The sequence below is a fragment of the Vibrio sp. KUL70 genome (genome assembly GCF_059725515.1).
Map to the genome: position 1 here is coordinate 22,181 of NZ_AP045835.1, position 24,718 is coordinate 46,898.

Annotated in this window: 26 protein-coding genes and 1 pseudogene; 18 read left to right on the top strand and 9 right to left on the bottom strand. The window is 41.9% G+C overall.

Annotated features, from left to right (window positions below; translation table 11 throughout):
- Positions 1–101: 101 nt before the first annotated feature.
- Positions 102–845, bottom strand: coding sequence for a 5-oxoprolinase subunit PxpA (locus AC6I7V_RS14195; protein WP_498012026.1), 744 nt, complete (start codon positions 843–845; stop codon positions 102–104).
- Between the two features lie 295 nt (positions 846–1,140).
- Here AC6I7V_RS14195 and galE point away from each other — a divergent pair, with 295 nt between their 5' ends.
- Positions 1,141–2,154, top strand: a complete 1,014-nt coding sequence (gene galE, locus AC6I7V_RS14200) for a UDP-glucose 4-epimerase GalE (protein ID WP_255232773.1) — start codon at positions 1,141–1,143, stop codon at positions 2,152–2,154.
- A 337-nt stretch (positions 2,155–2,491) separates the two neighbouring features.
- On the opposite strand, the gene AC6I7V_RS14205 is transcribed toward galE, so the two are convergent.
- Complete coding sequence (locus tag AC6I7V_RS14205) at positions 2,492–4,627, bottom strand: TonB-dependent hemoglobin/transferrin/lactoferrin family receptor (protein ID WP_498012027.1); 2,136 nt, start codon at positions 4,625–4,627, stop codon at positions 2,492–2,494.
- Positions 4,628–4,864: 237 nt separating this feature from the next.
- On the opposite strand from AC6I7V_RS14205, the gene AC6I7V_RS14210 reads away from it, so the two are divergent.
- Entirely contained in the window at positions 4,865–5,752 is an 888-nt protein-coding gene (locus AC6I7V_RS14210; protein WP_498012028.1) for a LysR family transcriptional regulator, read from the top strand.
- A 37-nt stretch (positions 5,753–5,789) separates the two neighbouring features.
- Here AC6I7V_RS14210 and AC6I7V_RS14215 read toward each other — a convergent pair whose 3' ends face one another.
- Positions 5,790–8,474 carry a bifunctional acetate--CoA ligase family protein/GNAT family N-acetyltransferase gene (locus AC6I7V_RS14215; protein WP_498012029.1) on the bottom strand — a complete coding sequence of 895 codons (2,685 nt, stop codon included), beginning with the start codon at positions 8,472–8,474 and terminating at the stop codon, positions 5,790–5,792.
- Between the two features lie 216 nt (positions 8,475–8,690).
- On the opposite strand from AC6I7V_RS14215, the gene AC6I7V_RS14220 reads away from it, so the two are divergent.
- Positions 8,691–9,260, top strand: a complete 570-nt coding sequence (locus AC6I7V_RS14220) for an SPOR domain-containing protein (protein WP_255232769.1) — start codon at positions 8,691–8,693, stop codon at positions 9,258–9,260.
- 172 nt (positions 9,261–9,432) lie between these two features.
- Positions 9,433–10,428: a D-alanine--D-alanine ligase gene (locus AC6I7V_RS14225; protein WP_498012030.1), complete on the top strand. Its 996-nt coding sequence runs from the start codon at positions 9,433–9,435 to the stop codon at positions 10,426–10,428.
- Between the two features lie 23 nt (positions 10,429–10,451).
- Here the strand turns inward: AC6I7V_RS14225 and AC6I7V_RS14230 are convergent, their stop codons facing one another.
- A complete protein-coding gene (locus AC6I7V_RS14230) occupies positions 10,452–11,423 on the bottom strand; it encodes a tyrosine-type recombinase/integrase (protein WP_498012031.1) in 972 nt (323 codons plus the stop codon).
- A gap of 100 nt (positions 11,424–11,523) precedes the next feature.
- On the opposite strand from AC6I7V_RS14230, the gene AC6I7V_RS14235 reads away from it, so the two are divergent.
- Both AC6I7V_RS14235 and yciH read left to right on the top strand, forming a co-directional pair.
- Positions 11,524–11,898, top strand: coding sequence for a DUF3319 domain-containing protein (locus tag AC6I7V_RS14235; RefSeq protein WP_255232766.1), 375 nt, complete (start codon positions 11,524–11,526; stop codon positions 11,896–11,898).
- A 6-nt stretch (positions 11,899–11,904) separates the two neighbouring features.
- Positions 11,905–12,216: a stress response translation initiation inhibitor YciH gene (gene yciH / locus AC6I7V_RS14240; protein WP_032552543.1), complete on the top strand. Its 312-nt coding sequence runs from the start codon at positions 11,905–11,907 to the stop codon at positions 12,214–12,216.
- Between the two features lie 168 nt (positions 12,217–12,384).
- On the opposite strand, the gene AC6I7V_RS14245 is transcribed toward yciH, so the two are convergent.
- A complete protein-coding gene (locus AC6I7V_RS14245) occupies positions 12,385–12,753 on the bottom strand; it encodes a DUF3693 domain-containing protein (protein ID WP_498012032.1) in 369 nt (122 codons plus the stop codon).
- 238 nt (positions 12,754–12,991) lie between these two features.
- Here AC6I7V_RS14245 and AC6I7V_RS14250 point away from each other — a divergent pair, with 238 nt between their 5' ends.
- From AC6I7V_RS14250 to AC6I7V_RS14290, 9 genes are all read left to right on the top strand, one after another.
- A complete protein-coding gene (locus AC6I7V_RS14250; protein ID WP_498012033.1) occupies positions 12,992–13,579 on the top strand; it encodes a 3'-5' exonuclease in 588 nt (195 codons plus the stop codon).
- Positions 13,580–13,583: 4 nt separating this feature from the next.
- Complete coding sequence (locus tag AC6I7V_RS14255) at positions 13,584–13,784, top strand: hypothetical protein (RefSeq protein WP_150872394.1); 201 nt, start codon at positions 13,584–13,586, stop codon at positions 13,782–13,784.
- On the top strand, positions 13,774–14,886 hold the full coding sequence (locus AC6I7V_RS14260) for a replication initiation factor domain-containing protein (RefSeq protein ID WP_498012034.1): 1,113 nt from the start codon (positions 13,774–13,776) through the stop codon (positions 14,884–14,886). The genes AC6I7V_RS14255 and AC6I7V_RS14260 overlap by 11 nt, the downstream gene beginning before the upstream one ends.
- Positions 14,874–15,212 carry a DUF1293 family protein gene (locus AC6I7V_RS14265; protein ID WP_498012035.1) on the top strand — a complete coding sequence of 113 codons (339 nt, stop codon included), beginning with the start codon at positions 14,874–14,876 and terminating at the stop codon, positions 15,210–15,212. The genes AC6I7V_RS14260 and AC6I7V_RS14265 overlap by 13 nt, the downstream gene beginning before the upstream one ends.
- A gap of 17 nt (positions 15,213–15,229) precedes the next feature.
- A complete protein-coding gene (locus AC6I7V_RS14270) occupies positions 15,230–15,472 on the top strand; it encodes a single-stranded DNA-binding protein (protein WP_498012036.1) in 243 nt (80 codons plus the stop codon).
- 11 nt (positions 15,473–15,483) lie between these two features.
- Positions 15,484–15,618: a hypothetical protein gene (locus AC6I7V_RS14275; RefSeq protein ID WP_446577752.1), complete on the top strand. Its 135-nt coding sequence runs from the start codon at positions 15,484–15,486 to the stop codon at positions 15,616–15,618.
- Positions 15,619–15,770: 152 nt separating this feature from the next.
- Positions 15,771–17,369: a hypothetical protein gene (locus AC6I7V_RS14280; protein ID WP_498012037.1), complete on the top strand. Its 1,599-nt coding sequence runs from the start codon at positions 15,771–15,773 to the stop codon at positions 17,367–17,369.
- 3 nt (positions 17,370–17,372) lie between these two features.
- The gene (locus AC6I7V_RS14285; RefSeq protein WP_498012038.1) at positions 17,373–17,687 is read left to right on the top strand and encodes a DUF2523 family protein; all 315 of its coding nucleotides are present in this window, start codon (positions 17,373–17,375) and stop codon (positions 17,685–17,687) included.
- Complete coding sequence (locus tag AC6I7V_RS14290) at positions 17,687–18,826, top strand: zonular occludens toxin domain-containing protein (protein ID WP_498012039.1); 1,140 nt, start codon at positions 17,687–17,689, stop codon at positions 18,824–18,826. The genes AC6I7V_RS14285 and AC6I7V_RS14290 overlap by 1 nt, the downstream gene beginning before the upstream one ends.
- 633 nt (positions 18,827–19,459) lie before the next feature.
- On the opposite strand, the gene AC6I7V_RS14295 is transcribed toward AC6I7V_RS14290, so the two are convergent.
- Positions 19,460–19,831 carry a regulator gene (locus AC6I7V_RS14295; RefSeq protein WP_498012040.1) on the bottom strand — a complete coding sequence of 124 codons (372 nt, stop codon included), beginning with the start codon at positions 19,829–19,831 and terminating at the stop codon, positions 19,460–19,462.
- A gap of 154 nt (positions 19,832–19,985) precedes the next feature.
- Between AC6I7V_RS14295 and AC6I7V_RS14300 the strand changes: the two are divergent.
- The 3 genes and pseudogenes from AC6I7V_RS14300 to AC6I7V_RS14310 all read left to right on the top strand — a co-directional run.
- Positions 19,986–20,501 (top strand): annotated as a pseudogene (locus tag AC6I7V_RS14300) (helix-turn-helix domain-containing protein); the annotation flags it as partial.
- A gap of 90 nt (positions 20,502–20,591) precedes the next feature.
- On the top strand, positions 20,592–21,140 hold the full coding sequence (locus AC6I7V_RS14305) for a DUF2726 domain-containing protein (protein WP_498012041.1): 549 nt from the start codon (positions 20,592–20,594) through the stop codon (positions 21,138–21,140).
- Positions 21,141–21,180: 40 nt separating this feature from the next.
- Complete coding sequence (locus AC6I7V_RS14310) at positions 21,181–21,702, top strand: DUF3037 domain-containing protein (RefSeq protein ID WP_498012042.1); 522 nt, start codon at positions 21,181–21,183, stop codon at positions 21,700–21,702.
- Positions 21,703–22,433: 731 nt separating this feature from the next.
- Here the strand turns inward: AC6I7V_RS14310 and AC6I7V_RS14315 are convergent.
- Genes AC6I7V_RS14315 through AC6I7V_RS14325 form a run of 3 tightly spaced genes read right to left on the bottom strand, consistent with a single transcriptional unit; the run spans position 22,434 to position 24,716 of the window.
- On the bottom strand, positions 22,434–22,583 hold the full coding sequence (locus AC6I7V_RS14315) for a YoaH family protein (protein WP_255232765.1): 150 nt from the start codon (positions 22,581–22,583) through the stop codon (positions 22,434–22,436).
- Between the two features lie 42 nt (positions 22,584–22,625).
- Positions 22,626–23,777, bottom strand: coding sequence for a conjugal transfer protein TraF (locus tag AC6I7V_RS14320; protein WP_498012043.1), 1,152 nt, complete (start codon positions 23,775–23,777; stop codon positions 22,626–22,628).
- Between the two features lie 51 nt (positions 23,778–23,828).
- Complete coding sequence (locus AC6I7V_RS14325; RefSeq protein ID WP_261883718.1) at positions 23,829–24,716, bottom strand: DUF2861 family protein; 888 nt, start codon at positions 24,714–24,716, stop codon at positions 23,829–23,831.
- Between the last annotated feature and the right edge of the window lie 2 nt (positions 24,717–24,718).

Consider the following 24,718-nt stretch of genomic DNA (forward strand, 5'->3'; position numbering starts at 1 on the left):
TATGCTGCACTCGGCTATCGGCTCGATCGTTACATTAAATGTTGGTTTCCTCATAAGCTTCCGTATTTATTGAAGAAAGATAATAGAGATATTAATAAGTGCTACCTAAGTGCATTGATGTCTTGGCTAATACGCTTAATCAAAGCAATGGATTGAGGGTTGTCGCCATGAACGCAAATTGTATCCGCTTCAATTTCAAGTCGCTCACCCTCAATGGTGGTCACAGAACCATAGTTTACTATCTGCATGACTTGGTTATAAATATCATCTTGGTGGGTATATACAGAACCAGACACAGAGCGTGGGGCGAGCTGTCCATTATTGAGATAGGCACGGTCTGCAAAGGCTTCAAGTAAAAGTGGAAGGTCATAATTGTCTGCAATATCGAGGAATTTTTGATTATTGGCGGTAGAGAGAATCATAAGTGGGATTCCAAACCCTGAAACGGCTTCCGCGATTGCATTGAAGATTTGCGTATTCGCCATCATGTCATTATACAAGGCGCCATGAGGCTTAACATAATGCAACTTGCTTCCATGATGTTGGCAAAGGGCTTTTAACGCACCAACTTGATAACAGACGAGTTCCGTGATCTCTTTCATCGAGTGCGGAATAGAGCGGCGGCCAAAACCTACCAAATCTTGATAACCGGGGTGCGCGCCTACCTTAGTATTGTAATGGTTCGCAAGTTTAATGGTTTTCGACATTACGTGTGGATCTGAAGCATGAAAGCCACACGCTACATTAGCCATATCTACCCACTCCATGACGGCTTCGTCGTCACCCATTTTCCAACTACCATAACTTTCACCCATATCGCAGTTGAGTAGTACTTTTGTTGTCACAGACAGATTATCCTTAATTTTTAGTGCTTCTAGACGTTCCACTAAATCGCTGATTTAAACAGTGATCACATTCAAACTTCCATTAACTTAACGTGTTACATGGTCTATAACGAAATATAAAAGGCAATCGTGCCTAAATGCTAAATATCAATAGAAAAAGCAAATTTAACAAAGCCTTTACCCGCTATGCTTTAAACTTAATCATACATGTATTGGCTTTAGTTTTGCCTACATTTTGGGAATAACTTGTTGTAACATAAGGCCAATATACATATACATAAAAACAGGGCTTAACATGAACGTTTTAGTAACCGGCGGTATGGGCTATATTGGCAGCCATACAAGTATTCAGATGATCAAAGCAGGGATGACTCCATTCATCTTTGACAATTTATATAATAGTAAGCCAAGTGTGCTTGAACGTATTGAAAAAGTTTCGGGTGTTAAGCCTGTTTTTGTTGAAGGTGATATTCGTGATAAAGCTCTTTTAATTGAGACGCTAAAACAGAATAACATAGAAGCTGTCATCCACTTTGCGGGCCTTAAAGCAGTTGGTGAGTCTGTAGAGAAACCGCTTGAATACTATGACAATAATGTTAACGGAACCCTTGTGCTTGTAGATGCGATGCGCGAAGCGAACGTCAAAACTTTAGTATTCAGCTCTTCAGCGACAGTATACGGTGATCCAGCCAGTGTACCTATTACAGAAGATTTCCCAACGAGCGCAACCAACCCTTATGGCCGTAGTAAGCTGATGGTTGAAGAGTGTCTAACAGATTTCCAAAAAGCCAACCCCGATTGGAGCATCACTCTACTGCGTTACTTTAACCCAGTAGGTTCACACCCAAGCGGCGAGCTGGGTGAAGATCCACAAGGGATTCCAAATAACCTAATGCCATTTGTTTCTCAGGTTGCTGTTGGGCGTCGTGAATTCCTATCTGTTTTTGGTAGCGATTACCCAACAAAAGACGGCACTGGCGTGCGTGACTACATCCACGTGATGGATCTTTCTGATGGTCACATTGCTGCACTAGAAAAAGTGGGTAAAAAGGATGGTCTTCATATCTATAATTTAGGAACTGGTAACGGTTCTAGTGTTCTAGAAATGGTAAAGGCGTTTGAAGAAGCAAGTGGTAAGGAAGTGCCTTATAAACTTGTAGAACGTCGTCCGGGAGACATCGCTGAGTGCTGGGCTGATCCTGCTAAAGCTGAGCAAGAGCTAGAATGGAAAGCAACACGTACACTATCAGAAATGACAGCAGACACGTGGCGTTGGCAGTCTAACAATCCTAACGGTTTTCCTGGTTAATTTAATAAAACTAGGTCGATTTATTTACCAAAAAGGTGCCTTAGGGCGCCTTTTTTGATCTGAATCGTAATAAAAGTAAATTTGTGGTTAAAAAGTATCTTTACGCATTCATTGTGTTACTATACGCGCAAAATATATCTTTAATGTTAATTTTGTTCGGAGTTAATCATGGAATTAGGCCTAATCGTTACTTTCATCGTCGCTGCAGCTGTTATGGTTAAGAAAGAAATGGCAGAAAAGTAATTTCACTTCCCCTTTTTATTACAATTTTGAGTGAAATGATGAAAAGCCAGCAGATATGCTGGCTTTTTTGTACTTTTAAGCTTTGTAAAACGAATTAAAATTCGTAGTTTGCAGAGATACCCCAGTTACGACCTGGTTGAGATTTAAAGTCTTTGCTGAACTTTGAATCATGTGCACTTCCAGATAGATCACTGTATAACCAGTACTTCTTATCAAGAGCATTAAACAAACCAGCACGAAGAGTTAGGTCAGTGATTGGACGGTAATATGCCGTTACGTCAACAAGAGTGTAGCCAGCGGCATCTCTATTATCTTCGCTATGCCACTCGTCTTTTGCTGCAACCATTTTCACATTTAATGCTGTACCGAAAGTTTCTCTTTCAAGTCCTAAACCAACTGTGCCTGTTAATGGTGCTACAGAATCAATTGATTTACCTGTCGTTTTGTCTTCTCCGTCTGCATAAGCAACAGCTAGGCGAGTGTAAGTTCCGAATGGTGCGTCAATTAAGCTATCCAAGTTGATAGTTGAAGATAGCTCAGCGCCGTAGATTGTCACTTCATCTAAGTTCTCTTTAGTAAGGACGTCTTTACCGCCTTGCTCGCCGGACTTAGTCTGGTTAATGAAGTCAGTGTAGTCTGTATAGAAAGTAGATAGTTCAAAGCGAGCATGCTCGTTTTTACCACGAAGACCTAACTCATAAGAAAGACTCTTCTCAGCTTTCAGATTAGGGTTGGCTTCTATGATTGCACCTTGGTTGTAGAAGTAGTACAAATCGTAAACAGTCGGTGCTTTGAATCCTTGACCAATTTGACCAAATACAGCCAAGTTGTCATTGATATGGTAAACAGATCCTAGTTTAGCTGTAAACGCATCATTTTCGTTCTTGTCATATTCAGTCGTAAAGCCTTCATCCGTTGATGGATCCGCAACGAAAGAGTCGTAACGTAAACCAGCAGTTAGAATCAAACGATCTTCCATAAGGAACGCTTGGTCTTGAACAAATGCACCCCATTGGGTGATTTTCGCGTCTGGTATACCTGTACTACCCGGAGTGACAGTACCTAAGTCGAATTTATAGTCGGTATTTTTTAGCTCGAAATCATTTTTTAGGTAACTAAATCCGTAAGTAAATTCATGATCAGAACCGCTGACGTTAACCAACTTCGATAGTTGTGCATCAAACTGCATCGTTACGTCTGAAGCATCACGTTCGCGCATACGTCTGCCATTAGAAGGTGTAGTATCATAGTTCTTACTTAACGAGCTAGAATCTTGGTAGCTAACTGACCAATCGAGAGAATCGGCAATAAAAGTATTGATCTCAACCTGCTGCTCTACAGTTGCACGGAATCTTTTGTTTGTATCTTCGTTGAAGTTATCTGTGTATGTGAACCCGGGCATGATCGAATAACCATTATAATTGAGTTCATCTTCATCGTATTGGCGGTTGTAATTCTCAATGGTCAAGCCGATTCTATTAGAATCAGACACATTGTAGAATGCCTTGCCTAGGAAGTTACTTAACTCAGTATCTGCTGGGTTAGCTGCTCCGCGATCTGGACCTTCAATATCAGAGCCCGAAGAGTGCGTTTCAGTCTCGCTGCCTTGCGCATATGTTGCCATCACTAAAGTTTCTAGCTTACCTTTACGCATTGCCCAAGATAAAGTGTTTTTGAACTGTTCGTCAGCAGATGTGTAACTAGATTTAATTCCAAAGCGATGTTCATCACCCTCAGTACGTAACATGTCTTCAGGGCTTTTCGTTCGAAGCATCACAGCACCACCGATTGCATCAGAACCATAAAGGGTAGAGGCAGGACCTTTGTTTACTTCAATAATTTGTAGAGTATCAATTTCGATAGCATTTGAATATTTTCTCTGCTCAGTTGCACCTGGATTGTATGGTGTAGGCTGCCGTACACCATCGATCATCATCTTGACTCGGTCGCCTTCGACACCACGGATGTTAAAGCCAGAGATCCCGAATCGACCGCTACCATTTGCGTCCACGCCAGGTGTGTACTGTAGAGCTTTCTTTACGTCCGAAGACATTTGATTATCAATATCTTTCGATGAAACTGTTTCAATAGAGCTAGAAACATCTTCTTTATCTTGTTCAGTTCTTGTTGCGGAAACAACAACTTCATCAAAAAGTGAATATTCTTCTGCATGAAGAGCAGGGGATACAGCTAAAATAATGGAAGCTGACAATAGTGACTTTTTATACATTGATTTGAAACCTTAAATCCATAGTAGGTTGCTTGGGCGAATGTCATGCTATTGGATCTAAATGAGAATTACTATTGTTATCATTGTTATTTGATGAAATGGAAATATTTACACAGCCAATACGTCGGTATAAAATTCTTTTTAAAACATGTAATTAGATGTGTTATTGAAATTATCAATAGTTCAGTTTGATTTTATTTTATGTGACATGAGTCACTTTCTGAAAAGAGGTGTAATTTGCAAAGTCCAATCACTTTAGAGGCATTACACATTTTAGATGCCATCAGTCGTCGCGGCAGTTTTGCAGCTGCTGCTAACGAGCTTGATAGGGCACCGTCGTCTTTAAGCTATCAAATTCAAAAGCTTGAACAGGATTTGGACATCATGATCTTTGATCGTTCTGGTCACCGCGCGAACTTTACAGAAGCTGGGCAGCTTATTTTAGAGCAAGGCAGAGTTATTTTAGGTGCGACAGAGAGGCTAGTTAAGGAAGCCACTATCCTAGCGAATGGTTGGGAGCTAGACCTGACAATTGCATTTGACGGCATTCTACCGGTATCCAATTTTTTTCCACTCATTGATGAACTTGGAAAGATCAGTAAGACTCGTGTGAAACTGCAAGAGGAAATTCTGGCGGGGTGTTGGGAGTCTTTAATTGAAGATCGTGCCGATTTGTTGATTTGCCCTAAGATGGAAGCAGTACCGCATGAAATGAAGAGTGAGGTCATTGGTAAGCTTGATATGATGTGGGTGGCGTCAACGGATCACTATGTACACAAGCGTGCTGGTGAGTTCGATCAGAAGGCTAGAGAAAGTTACAGGGTAATAGCGATCGCTGATACTGCCCGTGACAAGCCGGCTATAAGTGTCAATATCCTTGAGCGTCAACCAAGAATGACAGTAACCAACTTTGCTGCAAAGGTGGAAGCGATCACCTCAGGCTTGGGGATTGGAACACTGCCAGCAGTTGTAGCTCAACCTCTTATTGAGAGTGGCGCGATTAAACAAATTGCAGGCACGGAAAAACAGAGTATGGATATTGTCATCGCATGGCGACGAAACAAAATGGGGGATGCCAAGTCCTGGTGCATTCAACATCTAAAAAAGACTTGGCCACTTAAGTAACATTCAAAATGTCACGTCATCTGACTCACTTTATCGATTACGGCTGGAGGGGTAATACCATGTCAGCCGTGCCATCTTCAAAACTGATGTCCAGTGTGAACCCCATTTTCTTGGCGAGCATTAACATGCCTCGATTTGTCGGCATTGTCATCCCAGAGATCTGTTTGGTTTGTTTCGACTGACAGTAGTCGATAATTTTCTTCATCAATACTTTACCTAATCCTACGCCTTTCAAGTCAGAGCGTATTAATATCGCAAACTCGGCATCGGTGTTTTCTGGATTGATCAATGCTCTTGATACGCCAATGATGCATGGTTCGCCTTGTTCTTTTCTGATCACTACAAAAGCTATCTCTCTATCAAAATCAATTTGAGTGAGGTTGGCGAGCGCTTCGTGATTAAATTCTCCTACGTCACTGAAGAAGCGTTTATAGAGATCCTCTTTAGTTACTCGGCTGATAAAGTCGGCGTGTATTGGTTCATCTTCAGGTAGGATAGGCCTTAATAAGGCCGTCGAGCCGTCTTTTAATGTAATAGTCTCTTCGAGCTCCACAGGATAGGGGCGAATCGCCAACCTTTCTTGTGCGTCCCCTTCGTAACGTTCTAACGTAATATCTGCATCTAAAATGGTAAATTTATCGCCATTAGCCAATACTGGATGTATATCCAGTTCCTTTATTTCAGGGCAGTCGACCACCATTTGAGATATTCGGACTAAGAGCTCTGATAGTCCTTCAATGTCGATAGGGTTCGGGAGTTTCTGTAAACGAATTTTCTCGCTCTTAATGGCTCTTATAATCAAATAGCGGGCAAGTGTCATATTGAGTGGCGGAAAGGCTGCCGCGGCGTCTAATGATTCATCCCATTCAGAGCCACCTTGCCCCAATAAAATGATTGGTCCGAATGTTTCATCAGTTGTGACTTTAATTCTAAGCTCCTGTCCGCCGGCAAGCTTTGCCATACCCTGAATCAACAACCCGTGGATATTTGCGGTTGGGTAGGAGAGTTGCGTACGATCGAGTATCGCTTGTGCAGCGTTGGCAACTTCGTTGCTATTCCTTAGATTCAACATGACGCCTTGTACATCTGATTTATGTGGGATGTCAGGAGAACGAAGCTTAACAGCAACTGGGTAACCAATTGTTTCTGCAATATGTACCGCTTCGCTAGGGTCAGAGGCTATCCAAGTGGGCAATACATCTAAGTTGAAGTGCTTAAAATATTGGCTATTTTGGTGAGTATCAAGAACCACTGTATCTTTATCCAGTAGTTGTGTGTTTATCCAATTTTTCGCATCCGCCAGATCATCAATGTGAACTTTTTCTGCTGTTGTTGGGGTCTCCATTAGCTGTCGCTGGTTGCGTCTGTATTCCACCAAGTGCATAAACGCAACAATTGAACTTTCCGGAGTGCGGTAGGTTGGGATTCCTGCATCGGTAAAGAGCTTCCGTGCTGGCTTCGCTGTAAGTTCGCCAGACCAGTTCGTCAATATGTTGAAATGTTTATGCCTTGGATGTTGTTTGATCGCTTCAATGATTTTTTCCGCCGTTCGCGCCGAATGTGCAATGGCTGAAGGGCTATGCATAATCAAAATCGCATCAGCTTCATCTCCGTCTAGTAGGGTATTAATGGCGTCGATATAACGTTGTTCACCAGCATCACCTACAATGTCAATTGGGTTGCTGTGAGACCAACTTTCAGGCAATTGCTGATTGAGTTTTTGATAAGTACTTTCCGACAATTCGGCCAGTTTGCCACCTCGTTCGAATAAAGTATCAACTGCCATTATCGCTGGACCACCACCGTTTGTCACAATGGCAAGACGTTCACCTCGAAGTGGAACTGAATGCGTCAATGTTTCTACGGCAGCGAACAATTCATGCATGTTCTTAACGCGCAGCATGCCGCTACGTCGAATTGCTGAATCATAAATAATATCGAGAGTATCAGTGCCACCAGTATGAGCCATTGCCGCCGCGCGTCCGCGCTCGGTTCTACCGCCCTTCAACACTAATATTCTTCGGTTACGCGAAGCCGCTCGCGCTGCTGAAATGAAGCGACGTGCATCTTTAATAGTATCGATATAAAGCAAGATTGCTTCTGTATGAGAATCGGTACTCAGGTAATCAAGTAGCTCTGAAAAGTCGATGTCGCCACCATTGCCTATAGAAATGAAGGCAGAAAACCCGATTTCTTTGTCATTCGCCCAGTCTAAAATTGTGGTACACACAGCTGCAGATTGTGAAACGAAGGCTATTTTTCCAGGGAGTGCTGAAACTGGAGAAAATGATGCATTGAGGTTTATCCAAGGAAGTATGATTCCCAAGCTGTTCGGACCCAAAACTCGAATGTGATTCTCTTTTGCAATCTTTAAACACTCGCACTCAATTGTGGTGCCATCTGACGTTAGTTGGTGCATATCAGACGAAAGAACAATCACCGAACGAATGCCTTTGTTGGCTATATCTTTGAAAAGCTGAATATTGCGTGAGGCGTGAGTACAGAGAATGGCTAAATCAGGCGTAATAGGAAGTTGTGAAACACTTTTATAAGAGAGAACACCAGCGACCGAATCGTATTTGGGTGTCACTGGCATGACTGCGCCTTTGAAATCACCATGAAGTAAGTTGTTCATTACGATGTAGCCAGCTCTAGACTCTCGCTTTGACGCTCCGATGACAGCAATCGAACGAGGTTTCAGTAACGAGTCGAGTGGGTTCATAATACTTCCTTTAGATAAACACACCATCATCCTAGCGTACTTTTCATAACCAGGTTGATGGGAATTTCACCGAAATTAGATCATGTATGCGATATGCGATTAAGTTTGTGAAATAGGTCACCCGTAAATTGTGTATAATATTAAAGTTAACTTGATTCTATACCGAGCTATCGGCATGATTTATAGTAGTTATTTATTAAGGACGTTGAGCTTTCCATGAAAAAAATTGCAATTGCGACTCTGCCACTTCTGTTGGCTGCGTGTGTATCCGAAAACTACATTACGGATGTGACTTCAGAAAGTTATCAAGAAGAGTACAAAACTGCGCAAGTTGAAGCTCCGGTCGTTTCCAAATCAGACCAAATGGGCTCAGGCGTTAGCGAAGAAAACGTAACTGTAAACGTTGTTAAAACTGAACCTGTTAAACAAAAAGTTACTCAGACAACAGCCGTAAAACCAGTGGCTACAGTGAAAGGTCCTTCTAAGAAGCAGCAAATGAACCAACGTTTTGGTTATACAGTTCAAGTCGTGGCTGTGGGCAGTCAAAGCAAAGTGGATTCTTTTGTGAATCAACTACCAACAACATCGCAACCTGTTTGGGAGAACTACAAGGTAGTGAATGGAACCAAATGGTTCACGGTTCTTTACGGTGACTACGCAACAAAAGCTGAAGCGAAACACGCTATCTCAACGCTTCCAAAGAGTTTCCAAAACTTGAAACCGTTTGTTAAAAGTATCGACGAGATCAAGAACTCAGCATATCCTACATTGAATAAGCTTAACTGATCATTTAGAGAGGGAGCCTTAGGCTCCTTCTTTTCTTCTATCGTTGTATTAGAGCAATAGTTAGACGTTTAAGCTTGATATCAACACTTTCACCTTCAAAATACTGAAACTCTCACTCGATTTGTTTATCATTGAGTGAAAGTAAACCGAGTTCTCAAGGACCGAAAAAATAATGAACACCACAAATATCCTTCTTCTGTGCGGTGGCGGCTCATCAGAGCATGAAGTATCGTTAGTATCAGCTGGCTATCTTTTCGAACAGCTTAACAGTATTGAAGATTTCAATGTTGTACGTGTCGAAATCAAAAGTGAAGGGTGGTGTCTCGATTCGGGCGACTTGGTTTACCTAGATATCAATAACCAAATGCTGTGTGGCGAAAAAGAGCAAATGAAAATTGACTTTATTGCACCTTGTATTCATGGTTTTCCAGGTGAAACTGGTGATATCCAGTCTCTGTTTGAAATGGCTAAGATCCCGTACTTAGGTTGTGGTTCAGAAGCAAGTAATAACAGTTTCAATAAAATCACATCAAAGTTGTGGTATGACGCGCTAGGAATTGCGAATACACCGTATCTTTTCCTTTCAGACAATAACGAACAAAGTCACACAGCTGCGAAAGAAGCATTTGAGAAGTGGGGCAAAGTGTTTGTTAAAGCAGCAAGACAAGGGTCTTCTGTGGGTTGTTATAAAGTGACTGAAAGTGAGCAACTCGAAGAAGCCGTGAACAAAGCATTTACCTTCTCTGACCAAGTGTTAGTAGAGAAAGCGGTTGTACCCCGCGAGCTAGAGGTTGCAGCTTATGAAATGAATGGTGAACTTTACATTAGTAAGCCAGGTGAAGTAATTGCTCCCAATGGTGCATTTTATACATATGAGGAAAAGTACGGAGCAGACAGCCATTCAACGACGGAAGTTGAAGCAACGAATTTAACTCAAGAGCAATTAAAGCAGATCGATAACGACGCTCGCAAAGTATTTACTCAAATGAAACTTCGTCATCTGTCCCGAATCGATTTCTTCCTAACAGAAGATAATGAAATTTATCTCAATGAGGTGAATACTTTTCCCGGTATGACACCTATTTCGATGTTCCCGAAGATGGTCGAGCACAACGGTCACGCATTCAGCGCATTTCTTGAAAACTGTGTACGCTCTAGCCTTAAATAAAATACGACTTTCCCGTGGCAGTGTTATGACTGCCACGGAATGATCTCTTTAAAGACCATTTTCCCTTCTTCCGATTTAGTCAACTGTCCCAAGTATTGCGCTGGCATAACGGGACTCATCCAACGGCCAAAATCCTGAATATCTCGGATAGTCATTCCTTGTTTCGCCAACTCTTGCGTTGCACCCACGCGGATAGAGTTACCAGAAAAACTAAGACTTCCAGTCAACCCAAGTAGATCGCTAGCGCGTCTTACGATTCTATAGATAGATGAATCGTCTAGAGGTTGGTTATGGATATGACCGTGTCGATCTATGGAACGGAACAAAGGCTGGTCATCAAATGAGTCGCTTATTTCAACCCAACGTTGTAGGTGGCGATTAGCCACTTCCGAGAGTTGATATGTTGAGTCCGCTAAATGGACACAACTAGTGTCGTCTTTCATTGAGATATGACTTACTTTTAAATTTTTTAGCTCTGAGCGTTTTAACGCGCATTCAAACATCACGTTGTAAACAGCTAGATCACGGATGTCTTTAAACGGTGCATTGGGTTTTGCTAAAGCATTGTTGAGCTGTTTCAGATGATGATGAGTCAAAGCATTAGTCTGTTTCGCATCGCCTGATTTCGAAATCTGCAGCTGAACTAAAGTAAATCTTACTTGCTTGTGTTTTATTGGGTTAGGGAATCCTAAAACAGTATGTAACAATGACAAAGTTGCAGTGTAACGTTTTAGAGACGAAAACTTACGTTCTTTGGCCTCTGTTTCAAGAAATCTACGAATAGCCGTGACGGAGGCGGGTAAAGTATTAATATGATATTTAAGACAAAATGATAAATATCGATTCCAATCCGATAAAATTCCCAACAAAGAATTTCGAGAATATTGATTGTCAGTCAACTCATCTATAACATCGAGCGAAGCCTCGTTATTGAGTTTATTAACAAAGAAATTAACTTGTGAAGGGTCGGTCAAAACCGGAACTTTTTTTCTCAATTTACCGTACCTAGTTACGTGTTTTTGTTAGATTATGCTTGATATCATTAATAGTACACTTATGATTAGTGTAGTGAAAACAGAAAGATGATTCATAGATATGGCTAATTCGATTTATCGAGGAGTTCATCTGCAATCTACAGATGCGACGAATACTATTTGGCGTGCAAAATTAAAAAATCACGCAATTCAAGGTAACTTGACCGCTTTGAAGAAGAGCATCGATTGGTGGATTGACACTGCATCTATCATTGATCCAAAAGAGTTCACTTCATTAAACAAACCTCGAGCAGGTTCAGGTGGCCAAGCAGAAAACTTTAATGGCTATCAAATTAAGAACGATACGGGTGAGCCTAACGCTTGGTACTGCATGTTTAACGGTCGTCTTATTAAAGGGGCGAAAACTGCTATACAGCGCCATATCGAAGCTTACTTGGTAGCAAAGCAAAAAGCGCAGCAACAACAAAAGAAGTAAAAAACTATGAGTTTAGTGTATTCCACAGAAACAGGTCGTATTAAGCCTGAGGAAGAAAAAGTCGAGCGTCCCAAGGGTGACGGTATTGTTCGAATTCAACGCGAAACTAAAGGTCGTAAAGGCAAAGGTGTTTCAGTTGTAACAGGTTTAGACCTAGATGACGCGCCACTTAAATTAATGGCTGCGGAACTTAAAAAAGTCTGCGGTTGTGGCGGCTCAGTAAAAGACGGCAACATAGAGATTCAAGGTGATGCTCGAGATAAAATCAAAGCACATCTTGAGAAAAAAGGCCTAAAAGTTAAATTGGCCGGCGGTTAATCCAGCTAATATTAAAGTTAAGAATCGAAGATTATTATCATTAGATATTAGCTATTTTATGGTAAATAAGCGTTTCGGTTAAATAACTCACATATCATGCACTAAGTGTGCGAATAAGATAAGGCAGGGCATCCAACAGAGTCCTGCCTTATAAATCACAAACCATATTTAACATAAGATAGATAATACGCACCCAATTAATTGTTCCTTGGCTTGCAGCATCCAGAGAGTAAAACTGCCGCAAGCCATTGATATTCCTGATAAACCTAGCCCGTCAAACTTTTTTGCAATGTTCTTCCAAGCCATCTGAGCCTTATAATTTTTACTGCGGTCAGCGGCTAAGTACACTAAAACTTCTTCTTCTGATAAACCTATCTTTTCGGCTAGGAAAAGTGCTTCTGTTTCAGTTAGATAGCGTTCTCCAGTTCTTATTTTGCATATTTTCTGAGGTGTAATACCTAAGTCATGTGCAATCTGCTTATCTTGTACATAATTTTGAGCCTCTTTGTAGGCATTTAATATTTTTTCTTGGTACATAAATACACCTCCATTTTTGTCATTTTAGCTCATTAGTTCCGTTTTTTGTTTACTTGTAATTCCGATTTCCGTTAATTAGAGTTAACAGAAATCGGAATTAAGCCCGTTTCGCCTTTTTTTGACTCTCTGGTTATTCGGGCTCTCTTTTGACTGTCTAGGTCTGGGCTGTTCGCCCTTGACGCTTACAGCTCGGCTTAGATGGTCATCCCAACTCACAATAATCAGTCAAGGTGGTTTTATGAAAAAGCTCAACACTCACAACGCTGTTATCTTAGATACTGAAACCACTGGCCTAGACAGATTTGCTGAAGTTGTCGAGGTTTCTCTAATTTGTGCTGAGTCTGGAAAAGTCTTGTTCAACTCTTTAGTTGATCCAGTGAAACCAATTCCTTCAGATGCTTCCGCTATTCACGGGATTACTTCATTAGATGTTGCTGGGCGCCCGACTTTCTCTGAAATCAAATCAACGCTCGAATCGTTGCTTTCTGATTGCGATGCTTTGCTGATTTACAACGAGTCTTTTGACTTACGCCTTTTGTTCCAATCATTCCGATACTCTGGTGCTTCGTCTGAATCAGTTGAAGCTTTCCGCTCGTTTCTCCAAACCATTGGTCGTAAGACTCACTGTGTCATGCATTGGTATGCTGAGTTCTATGGTGAATTGAATGAACACGATGATTACAAATGGCAATCCTTATCCAACGCATGCCTACAACAAAGCATCAACGTTTCTGATTTAAGAGCTCACCGCGCAACAGCTGACTGTGAAATGACTCGTCGTTTAATCGATGCAGTAAACCTCAAGCTTGAGTCATCAGAGGCTTAAGACCATGGATTCAATCTACTTCGATAACGAACCGAGCCATGGCATCAATGCTTACTTCACTTGGGGTCATGAGTTCTTCAAAACGCCTTATGAGTTTTACCAGTTTTTGATGACTCATTACGGTATGACTTCGTTCCAAGTTGTTGAGATTACTGACGACAACTATCAGGAACTTTTGGTTAAGGGGGTTTTTCATGCCATCTAAAAAACCTCATAAGTACCACGATGAAATTCGTCCGGTACAAGTTGACCACTTGGCTTTCTCGTTTTCTTACAGCGCGTTACGTCTGTTAGATAACTCAAATGACCAAGACTTTATCAACTTGCAGTTCCCTGAGTTTAAGAAAGTCAGCGTTAATGGCAGCTTTAATTCACCTCAAGCGATAGAAAAATCTATGGAGTTACATCGTAACAAATGCAGCAAGGTTTTAGCGCATAGGTTCGATGAGTTCATGGCTAAGGTGTTTAACTTCCGTTTGTCTCCGATGCGTGGCCGTGGCCTACATGGGTATGAAGACTCAATGGTGATTTACGATTCAACGGGAACGGTTGAATGTGGCTTGGTGGGAATCGGTGGCAATAACAACACAGTGTTTGTCCAAATCAATGGCACGGGTTGTTCGAAGTTGTTTGAGTTTATCTCACACAAAAAGGTGCATTGGTGGTTATCGCTTTTGGGTATCACTCGCCTCGCCCGTCTTGATTTGTGTGTGGATGACTACACCGGAATTTTTGACTGTAAGTATGCAGAGAAATGTTTTTATGAGGGAGCATTTCGCACTGCTTCTCGTGGTCGTGGTCCGACAATGGTTCCTCATAAGCGCGTTTCTCAATCTGGCGAGTTATCAGAAGAAGCGGTATTGGTTGGCTCTCGTACGTCAACGGTGTACTGGCGAATCTATAACAAGAAGTTTGAGCAAAACATTACTGACCCAGAAGTGATTTGGTACCGCAATGAAGTGGAGTTGAAGAAGTGTGATTTGTCACTCCTCGCCTCGCCCGCTTCTGCGTTCGCGGGTATCTGTGACTTCGCGGCCAGTATCGACCCAGCTGAACCAATGAAACTTGAGCTGAACAAGAAGAAAGAAGGTCTAGAGTTCTTCGCTCGTATCGCTTGGGTTCGTCGTCAATGTGGTAAGGCGCTATCTGAAATCGTTGCAATGACTGAGGGTGACTTGGGTGAAGCATTCGGGATGCTGATTCCGACTCATCACAGACGTGCCAACTTTGAAACCTCGTTGGGGGTTCCTGACGAATACACGAAAAAGAAAATTGAAATTTTGGAGTCAACAATATGCCTACAATAACGGGTATCTCAATTAAGCGTTTTCCTAAGTCTGGTATGGAGTTCGCAGAACTGGCTGTGCTTCGCGGTGTGGAAGAAGTGGACAACGAGAAGTTTCAACAAACGGGTATCGGTTTTTCTACGGATATTCCCTACAACAAACAAGCATTGAAAATTGATGTGAACTACGCACGTGAGCTCATCCGCACACGCGCATTCGTTCCCAATCGTGAATACGAATTGAACTTCGGTGCTAACCCAGATGACCCGCTAGATATCTTGGTCACTCAGCTTGTCCCTGCTGATGCGGACATTCAAAAGCATTTCGATGCATCACTTAAGAAGTAAATTTAAACGGAATTGTTATGCCTAAGTGCGCTTTACCAAATGACAATGGATTTCTAGCTTTAGTTGAAACGTCAGTTGAGTCCTGCTCTGGGGTCATTGTGATTACAGCTAGTGATTATGAATATTTGATGGGGTTCACTCAGGTTACTGCAATCGAAGCTACTGCGGCTTTCGGTGGGGCTTTCTCACTGGTGTTTGTTAGTGGCTTCGCGATGTCATATGTCGTCAAAATGGCGATTAAGTTAATTAGATTGTTATAAGGAATTGAATTATGGAAACTATTTGGGCTGCTGTGGACTTCGCTGATGTGGCAACTAAAGTAGGTGCTGCGGGTGTCGCAATCGTTGGTATCACAATGGCGTATAAGGCTATTGGTCTTGCCAAGCGTGCTGTTAAGTCCGCTTAACTGATGGGAATTTCTGAGTATGTTGGTTGCCATACATGACCTGATTCTTATGGTCTTTGCTCTTTTGGGTGGCTTGTCCGGTTTTCTAGCTGCTCAGAATTTTCAAGGTTAATGTTAAAGGGGCTTCGGCTCCTTTTTTTATAGGTTGTTTTATGAAAAACACATCTCTAATTCTATTAGCTTTGCTTTGTTCTGCGCCTGTTCTATCCGCTGACGTCACTTACGGTGGCCCGTATGCTCAGCTTAAGGTGAAGCTCTGCTCTGATACACCACCAAGTCGCTCTTTGCTTCCTGATGGAAGTATTATCTGCGACGATAATCCGCCCCGACCTGATTCATACTGTACGGCAAGTTGGAACTACGCCGATACCGATATTTTTAATTGTGGTAGTGATACGGCTAACCCTGACGATTTGAATAACAACGGTATACCTGACAATGATGAAGACTGGGACGGTGATGGGCTTGTCAATGGTGTTGACCCTAATCCCACTCTTAACGATAACGTAGACCTTGATTCGGATAATAACGGGATACCTGACAAACTTGATCCTTTTTTTGATTTGTACAAAGAAAGTCGACCTGAGGTTATAAATTGTAATGTTGAAGACCCTGATTGCCATAGTACCAATACAGCTATTTGGAGTCTGGCTAATGCCAATCGAGATTTAACGCGAATTATTAATCATATGGCTGAGGGCAATACGAGTAAGCAGTTTACAAGGACACTTGAGAACCTACGCCATACGATGACGTTTCAAGAGTTTGAAACTCGAAAAGAGCTACAAGATATAGAACGCGCTATTAATAACATCGATGGTGGTGTTGATAACTCTTCTTTGATTCGTCGCGAATTTGAAGATGTCGACCAACAGTTTGCTGACGTTGATATTCAACTTAACGATTTGGTTGGCAACGTCAGTAGACTAGGTGGAGATATATATAATGTGAAAGCTGAGGTTGAGAGATCTTATAATCAATCTAAAGATGAACGCGATGACATCCTGTCTGCAATCAACAATCTTGAAGTTTCTGGCGGTGGATTGACTGCCCAACAAAAGACACAGCTTAAGAACGCAGCTAAAGCTAACGCTAACCAAAAAATATTAAAGCAAGTTCAGCAAAGAGTTGATGGTTATGGCGATGGTTTTGACAAAATCATTTCTGATTTAAATGGTGTGGCTGCTCAACAAGAGCTTCAAACAAGAATGCTATCCAGTGTTGCTGATGATGCTGCTTATGCCGTCAATCGAGAGCTTGGTGCGAAAATCGACCAACTGAGTGAACAAATAGGTTCTGTCTCTGGCGGTTCATCCAGTATCGATTTGTCTGGGGTTCAAACCAGTATTGATGGCCTTTCGGGAAAAGTCGACGGATTAACTGAGGGGGTTAGCGATATCGGTGAACTGTTAAAAGATGTTGATACTTCATCGGCTGGAACGGGTGGCTCCTGCATTGAATCCTCCAGTTGTCAGGGGTTCTATCAATCCAGTTATGACGGTGGTTTAGACAGCATTGTTACCGCTCAACTTCAAGAGATGAAAACGTCGGTAGTTGACCCTTTTGTGTCTAGCTTTGGTGAGATTGATTTAAGTGGTGCCAAGCGTCCTGACTTCGGTTTGCCCGTTCCTTTCTATGGCTACTTTTCATTTGATGACTACATCGATTTAGATTGGATATTTGGCTTTCTCCGTTTCATCTTCTTAGCATCGACCGCGTTCTATTGTCGTCAAATTATCTTTGGAGGATAACCTATGGATTGGATCATCTCGCTGTTTAATCGGCTCTTAGAGTTTCTCTATCGACTTGTTATAAGCCTTGTCGACATGTTGAAAGATATGGTCTTTTGGATTGTTGAAGAATTCATGTCTGTCGTGAACAAGGGATTGTCTTGGGCTGTTTCTGCATTTGAGCCTGTGGACGTTAGTCAGTATTTAGAGTCTATCCCACCCAACGTAGCTTGGGTCATGGGTGCGGTGGGTTTGCCTCAGTGCCTAAGCCTTATCATTTCTGCTATCGCCATTCGCATGATTCTACAGTTAATTCCATTCACAAGGTTGGGGTCATAATGATTTATTGCATTGCAGGCCGACCACGTAGCGGTAAAAGCTATGAGAGTGTGGCCTATCATATTATCCCTGCTATTAAGGCAGGTCGAAAAGTCGTTACCAACGTCACTTTAAATGTGCCCTATTTCCAAAAAGTTTTTGGTAACCATGTGCTTGAACTCATAGAAGTTGTTGACGGCAAGCTAAATGAATATGGCTCAATGGATAGACCCTTTTCAAAGCTTGAAGATTACCAGAGCGATTGGCGAGACGCTGACAACAAAGGGCCTCTATTCGTCATTGATGAAGCGCATATGGTGTTACCCAACAGGCAGTTAGACAGTAAAATTTTGGAGTTCTATTCACTTCATGGTCACTACGGTATTGACATTATATTGCTGACTCAGAATCTGAGGAAGATTCATAAAGATGTTCGCGATATGGTGGAAATGACTTACTACTGCGCGAAGAATACCGCATTTGGCAGTAAGAACACGTACACCAAAAAAGTGCGAATTGGTGCCACGACAGAGGTTGTCAACGAAGAGCAGCGCAAGTACAAAAAGTCATTCTTCCCTTTCTATCAGTCTCACACTCAAAGTAGCGGCAGCGTGGCAGAGGCCATGAGTAACGACATTAAACCAATATGGCATCGCTGGCCTTTTTGGATGGGTGGCTTACTTCTTATATCCGGTCTCATTTTTAACATCTACGCTTGGACGGGTGATGAACCAGAACCTGAGATAGTGCCTCAACAATCAAACGTTGCTGACCCTGCCCAGGTCTCTGTTCCTGACGGTGTGCCAGATAACACGACGAAACCCGCAAAGCGCGATAAGGGTTTTGGTCCTCTGGGTGAATTTGAATTATCGGTAACGGGCTACTCTCGTCAGACTGCTTGGAAAGATATCAGCAAGAATCTGGTCGATTTTCAAAACTCTTTTGTACGTATCTACATTGAGGTGCATCAGAACCAGAGCAAGCTGTTCACTTTCAGTCAGTTTGAGCTAATAGAGTTGGGCTACGGCTTTAAAGTTTTGGCTGACTGCGTGTATAGTGTGACTTGGGGTGATTCTGAAAAGATTTTGACATGTGTTGAACCCAACAACGAAGAGACAAAGCATGACCCTTTTGATTTTGGTAAGGCTGTGACGTTCTAAGATATTTTGGTGAGAAAGTTGATTTAAAAAAATAATTAAAAGTCAAGTCTTGACATTTTGCGCATGAGATACCAATCACATAAATAAACTCTAACTTACATTTATTTCATGTTGACAAATCAAAAGCTTTACCAGAAGCGCGTTAAGGGGTTTTAATTGAAATCTTTATAGTAGTAAAGGGTTGAGATTAATGCCTCTTAAAACTACTCTCAGGCTCATTTCTATTTTTATCGAAGCTTTATTTGTTATTGTTATAAGCCCCGCAGGGATAAGCAACGCACGAAGTGCAAGCGAGGCACCAAGCCACTCTCAGAACTTAGGTTTACCGTATTATTCAAATGGCGCGGTTAGCTTACCCTACTGAATTTGGATAGCCTCCCCCCCTTTCGTGCTAAGCCCCCTTGCAGAGCCTTGCCGCATCAGTGGGGCGTTCTGCTACTGCAACCCATTAATCTAACATCGTGTTTTAACTGAGCTTCGTCCTGCGCTTCGTTGGGAGGGACCCGTTTCGTCGGGAGGGTCCCAACGAAGCGCGAGACGTTAGCCCCCGTGTTGTATCACGGGGGTAAATTCGACCTACCTATCAGCACTTGCGAAACCGTCTTTAAAAAAAGACCCCTCACGGGGTCTATTTTACTTTTGGATTATTCGGGCTAACGCTCTTGCGGTTTTGATTAGGTAGGTTGAAGTTTTAAGTTCAATTTCTGATTGGATCTCCAATAGTGCTATCCCTGCCATAATTTGTTGTGCAGTGACCGTCTTACCAGTTGGTAGTTCTAAGCCGCCATTGTGCATTTTGAATTGCTTCCAGTCGTCTGAGTTTGATAGTTCTCGACCTTTTGCCATTCTCATAAGCCTTTTACACTCTGGCGGTATGGTTTTCCCTTCGTCCCAACCTGTGACAGTCCTCACGGTTTTAAAACATAAATCTGCGGTTTCTTCTCTGGTTAAACCACACTTGTATTCACGAAAAATGTAATTCTTTGTCATCTTTCGGTGGTGCATACAATACCCTTTCATAATGAAAGGGTTCGTATACTACAGTACAAGCTATGTAACTGATTTCATTTGACATAACCGGAGATAATACGCACCTGTGGTGTTATAACAAAGCGAAAATGTCCTACATTTCCTTGGAGGTTTGAGGATGCTAATTACTATGAACGACCGTGAATTACAAAGACTGACGGTAATCCAAGATGTCTTAGACCATAACCTAAGCCGACGCGACGCTTTAAAGTTATTGAATTTAAGTTATCGACAACTCCAACGGCTCATTACTCGTTTCATTCAACAAGGCGCAGCTTCTCTGGCACATGGAAATCGAGGTAAGCCGTCTTCAAATCGTGTCAATGAAAGCGTCAAGCTGCAGGCATTAGAACTCATTCATCAGTACTATTCTGATTTCGGACCAACGCTAGCCCACGAAAAACTCCAAGAGCTCCATAACGTCTCGGTATCACTTGAGACTCTGCGACAATGGATGATCGCTGACGGTTTATGGGTACCTCATAGCAAGCGTAAACCTCGAGTATATCAGCCTCGTTATCGACGGGACTGTCTCGGTGAACTCATTCAGATTGATGGCTCACACCATGATTGGTTCGAAGGTCGCAGCGATAAGTGTTGCCTACTCCTACTGGTCTTCATCGATGATGCAACGGGCCGTTTGATTACATGTTCGTGACTTTCTATTATTGATGTTTTTCACACAAAAATCTGACTGATAACATGCATCCATACACTAGCCTACTGGATTAAATATATGGATGCATCAATTATCATACTTGCTGCGATCTTCTTTGCTCTCGCCTTGATAGTAAAATTTCTTAAATCGTCACTGAATGGCGCAAATAAACCTAATGATAGTTCGACTAACCACTATCAATATCAGCCTATCAAAAAGCTTTGTACTGCTAATGAGCTCAGCTTTTATCAAGCTTTGGTTATCGTGACCAAAGGAAAGTACACCGTTTTTTCAAAGGTTCGCATAGCAGACGTGATAGCGCCTAGGAAAGGAACCTACAACAAAGGTGATTGGTGGAGAGCTTTCAACGCAATTTCAAAGAAACATGTCGACTTCGTTCTCTGTGACCCCTTAACTCTTGAGATAAAAGTGCTCATTGAGTTAGATGACTCAACTCATAGCCGCCAAGACCGAAAAGAGCGAGATAAACTTGTTGATTTGGCAGCTGCGTCTGCGGGTGTTGAAATCAAGCATTTCAAGGTTAAAAAGAGTTATGACTATTTTGAGCTAGAGAAGTCACTTTTTGGCATAGAAGGACCTAGCACCAACGAAGTTGCTCAAGCATAGTGTCGCCCCGCAAGGATAAGTTAGAGCTCTACAGCAAATCATGAAAGTAGCATTACAATTCGCGATTGTTCGCTTTATGCCGTTCGCAGAAACTTCTGAATTTGCCAATGTTGGTGTTCTTGCGTTTGCTCCAAAAACAGGTTTTGTTGGTTACAAATTAGCTCCAGCTCGATTTAAGCGAGTGACCGACTTCTTCGACGACCTTGAGGGTCAACTCTATCAGCAAGCGATAGCTAATTTCGAAGATGAGCTTTGCTATATAAAGAATTATGCGAAGAATATTAGCGGACAAGAACTTGTCGATGTCATGCACGAAGTCACCAGGACTAGAGAGGGTTTGATGACCTTTGGTGACTTGAGCGTCATGATCACTAATGATACGACTCTTGCACTTGAACAATTATTTGACCGCTACATTGGTAGAGACTTCAAAGATACGAAAGAGTACCGTGAACAACAGATGGTAAGAGTTCTAAGAAAAGAACTAATTAGTAACCTAACAAATAGTCACCGTGCGCGCTCACAGCATACCTCAACCGCAGCCCCCTTAGTTAAAGAATAATGAGCGAATCAATCCCCCAATATCCCCTCAAGTTTTGAAACCCTACATTAAGTTACGTTGTGACTTAATGGTATCCGTCGATTTAGCGATATCTATGTGTTGTTGTTTTTAGTCTTTGGAATTGCAGATCATCTATATCTGCACTGTTAACTTTCTGAAAGTAAACAGTTCTTACCATCCAATGAACGTCACAACGTAACTAAAAGACATCTATATCAGTGAAAACTAGGGTTCTATATCTGGGCCGGTACTACGCTTATCAAGTAAATAATTGGGTCGATAACTTTCTATTATTCTGCCCATTAAAGTAGTTCAGAATTTCATGTCCAAAAGACTTTCCAAATCAGGTGGTATAACAATAACCCCTCCCTCTATTTAGGGTAAGAATAATTGACACCATGATAAACAATACTAATACACCATAAAAAACAGAGGCTTAAATTAGTTAAACACACTGCCTTTGCATACTGACATTAAAGTTGACGCTAAACAACTTGAACCATAACCATGCTCATGGAACCCTGAACAGTGAAATGTAATTTTCTTACATTATATCTTTAGCGGGCAGATTTTCTCAGTGATTTGTTCTACGATATAATATTGATAATTAAAGTGATATGGGATAGTTTGGCAGGATATTGTTGATATTTATGAGGATAACGTATTGTCGAACTAGCTAGAAACAATTTAGTTATAGTGCGTTAATAGCCAAAAAAGAAGGGCTCAATGCCCTACTCTTTAGTTTCTGATTCTTCTCGAATTTGTTGAGCTACGATTTTGATAGCTTCCGCTGTACTAACGCCCTTGGTCATGAGTTCTTGAATTCTCTCAACAGCAGCTTGTTGTTCTTCGTGAGTCAGTGTTGGTAAATCGTCTAACATGTTCAGCTCCTTTTTCTTTGGAGCTGAACTATATCGACACAATTAGTAACTAGCAAGGAAATTGATAGAAGCGCCCATTGCGTTTTCGTTGGTGTAGTTAGCACTAATATCAAGCTGGAATAGGTTTAAAGGAGATAGTCCGATACCCGCTGTAATCGTACCTTCTGAGCCAGAGTAAGCTAGGTTCTTATAGTACCCTCCTCTCAGCTTCAGTTGACGTAAAATGTCCACTTCAGTACCGACACGAATCATCTGTTCGTTGTCATCAAAACTTGAGAACTTTTCAGCTTCATTGATATCGTAATCAACGCTCAATGTGAAATAGTCAGCCACAATACCCGCACCTACGGTGTATACAGGTCCAAGCTTGTATGAGTGGTTTGATGTAATGTCTCTAGTCGTACCGTCTTTTGCTGTAAGTTGTTGGGTTACCGCTTTAGTTTCAATATCACGGTCAATGATATTGGTCGCAGAGAAACCTACTCGAAATGGGCCATAAAACCATAAAGCACCCGCGTCGATATTAAACGTGGTTTCGGCTGTTTCATTTTCACGGACATCACCGAGATCGTAACTAGAAGCCGTTGCTATATAGTTATAGGTATAGATTCGTTGTAGTTTAGGAGATACACCAAACGAAAAATGATGGCCTAGAAATGTTTGGTACTTTGCTAATGAAATGCCGGCTTCTGCTATTCCGATAGATACAGCTTTCACCGCGGTCAATTCTGCATTTGTTATAGCGTTAGCATTAGCTGTATATGTATCAGGAGTAACAAATGACTCTGTGTAAGCTTTAGCGAATGCGTTTGCAGCAATGTACTGATTAGGGAGAGCAAAGGCTACGACCCCTCCAATATCAAACTTAAGTTTATCTCCAGTTAAAGCATCTATATCAGCGTTTGTTACTGACCCATCACTAATTCTGTCAGCCAAATTATCGACATCATCAACTAGGTTATTCGGATCGTTATAGTTAACACCAAAACTCGGAGTAATCATACCAAAATCATCATTACGACGATAAATAGCAACTAAAGCGGGATTATAAAATGGGGCTGTTAAGAAGTTAGCTGATACAACACCTACACCACCCATAGCGTCTCCGCGAGCTTCGATGGCATAGTTTGCTGCAGTAGCAGGAAGGCTAGCTAAGGCTATTGACGTTGCGAGTAGTTTTGTCGTTTTGTTCATGCTGATAGTTCTTTGTTAAGTCCTTTACATTGTTATCGGCATGATTGTAATTTACTTTAACTCTTCCTCGCTAGAAATATCATACGTTTTACTTATCGTTTGTGTCTGTTCGATGGTTATATCGCCTTGCCAACGCGCGTGTGCCATTGATACGGCCAGAACGTAGCGATCACTTGGTATATCCTGTTCCTTAAGTTGCATTGGATAGTCTGACTCGTAGCTTTTACCCCAAACACGTTCATACTGTTCGTCGACATAATCATAGAGCCCTACTTCTAGACGTGGTAGCGGACAATAGGGATTTAAAAGCTCTTTTTTGTCGATGCGCCAGGAGTCTTTAGATGCCCAGCGTACTTGCTGTTTAAGCTTTACCTCACCAAAGATGATCCAAGTACTCCAGGTTACGCCATCTTCAACTTTTACGCTTAAGCGATATAGCCCAGACTGTACTGGTGACGATAAGTTGTAGCGTTTGTTGTATAGATAAGCACCACTGCTCTCAATGACCTTAGGGCTCTTCGTCATCTCGCTATCAGAAGACAGTGTCTTATCCACCCACTTGTCTAGTGATATGTTTTGGATGTTTTCATTAGACTCTAAATCAATCACCAAACGAAATGTATCTCGTCCGGGGCTTTGAATCATGTGTCGCTTAATAACAACTGAACTTATCCAATCAGGCAGAGTAGTCTTGGTTAACGTCTTGCCACAGTCTTTATTTAACGCCTGATTGAATAGTTCGTTAAGGTGCTTCTCTTGTATCTTAGAGGTATTGCTTTGCCACACTTCCACCAATGACTCAAACATCAAGGTAAGGTCGTCATTTAAAATATGCTTATGTACCTGTGTAAGTGCATTACTATCAGTAAACCACTCAGTTGCCGAGCTAGGGAGACTGGTCAGTGCCACAAGCAGTAGTGGAAGTGCTTTTCGTTTCATTG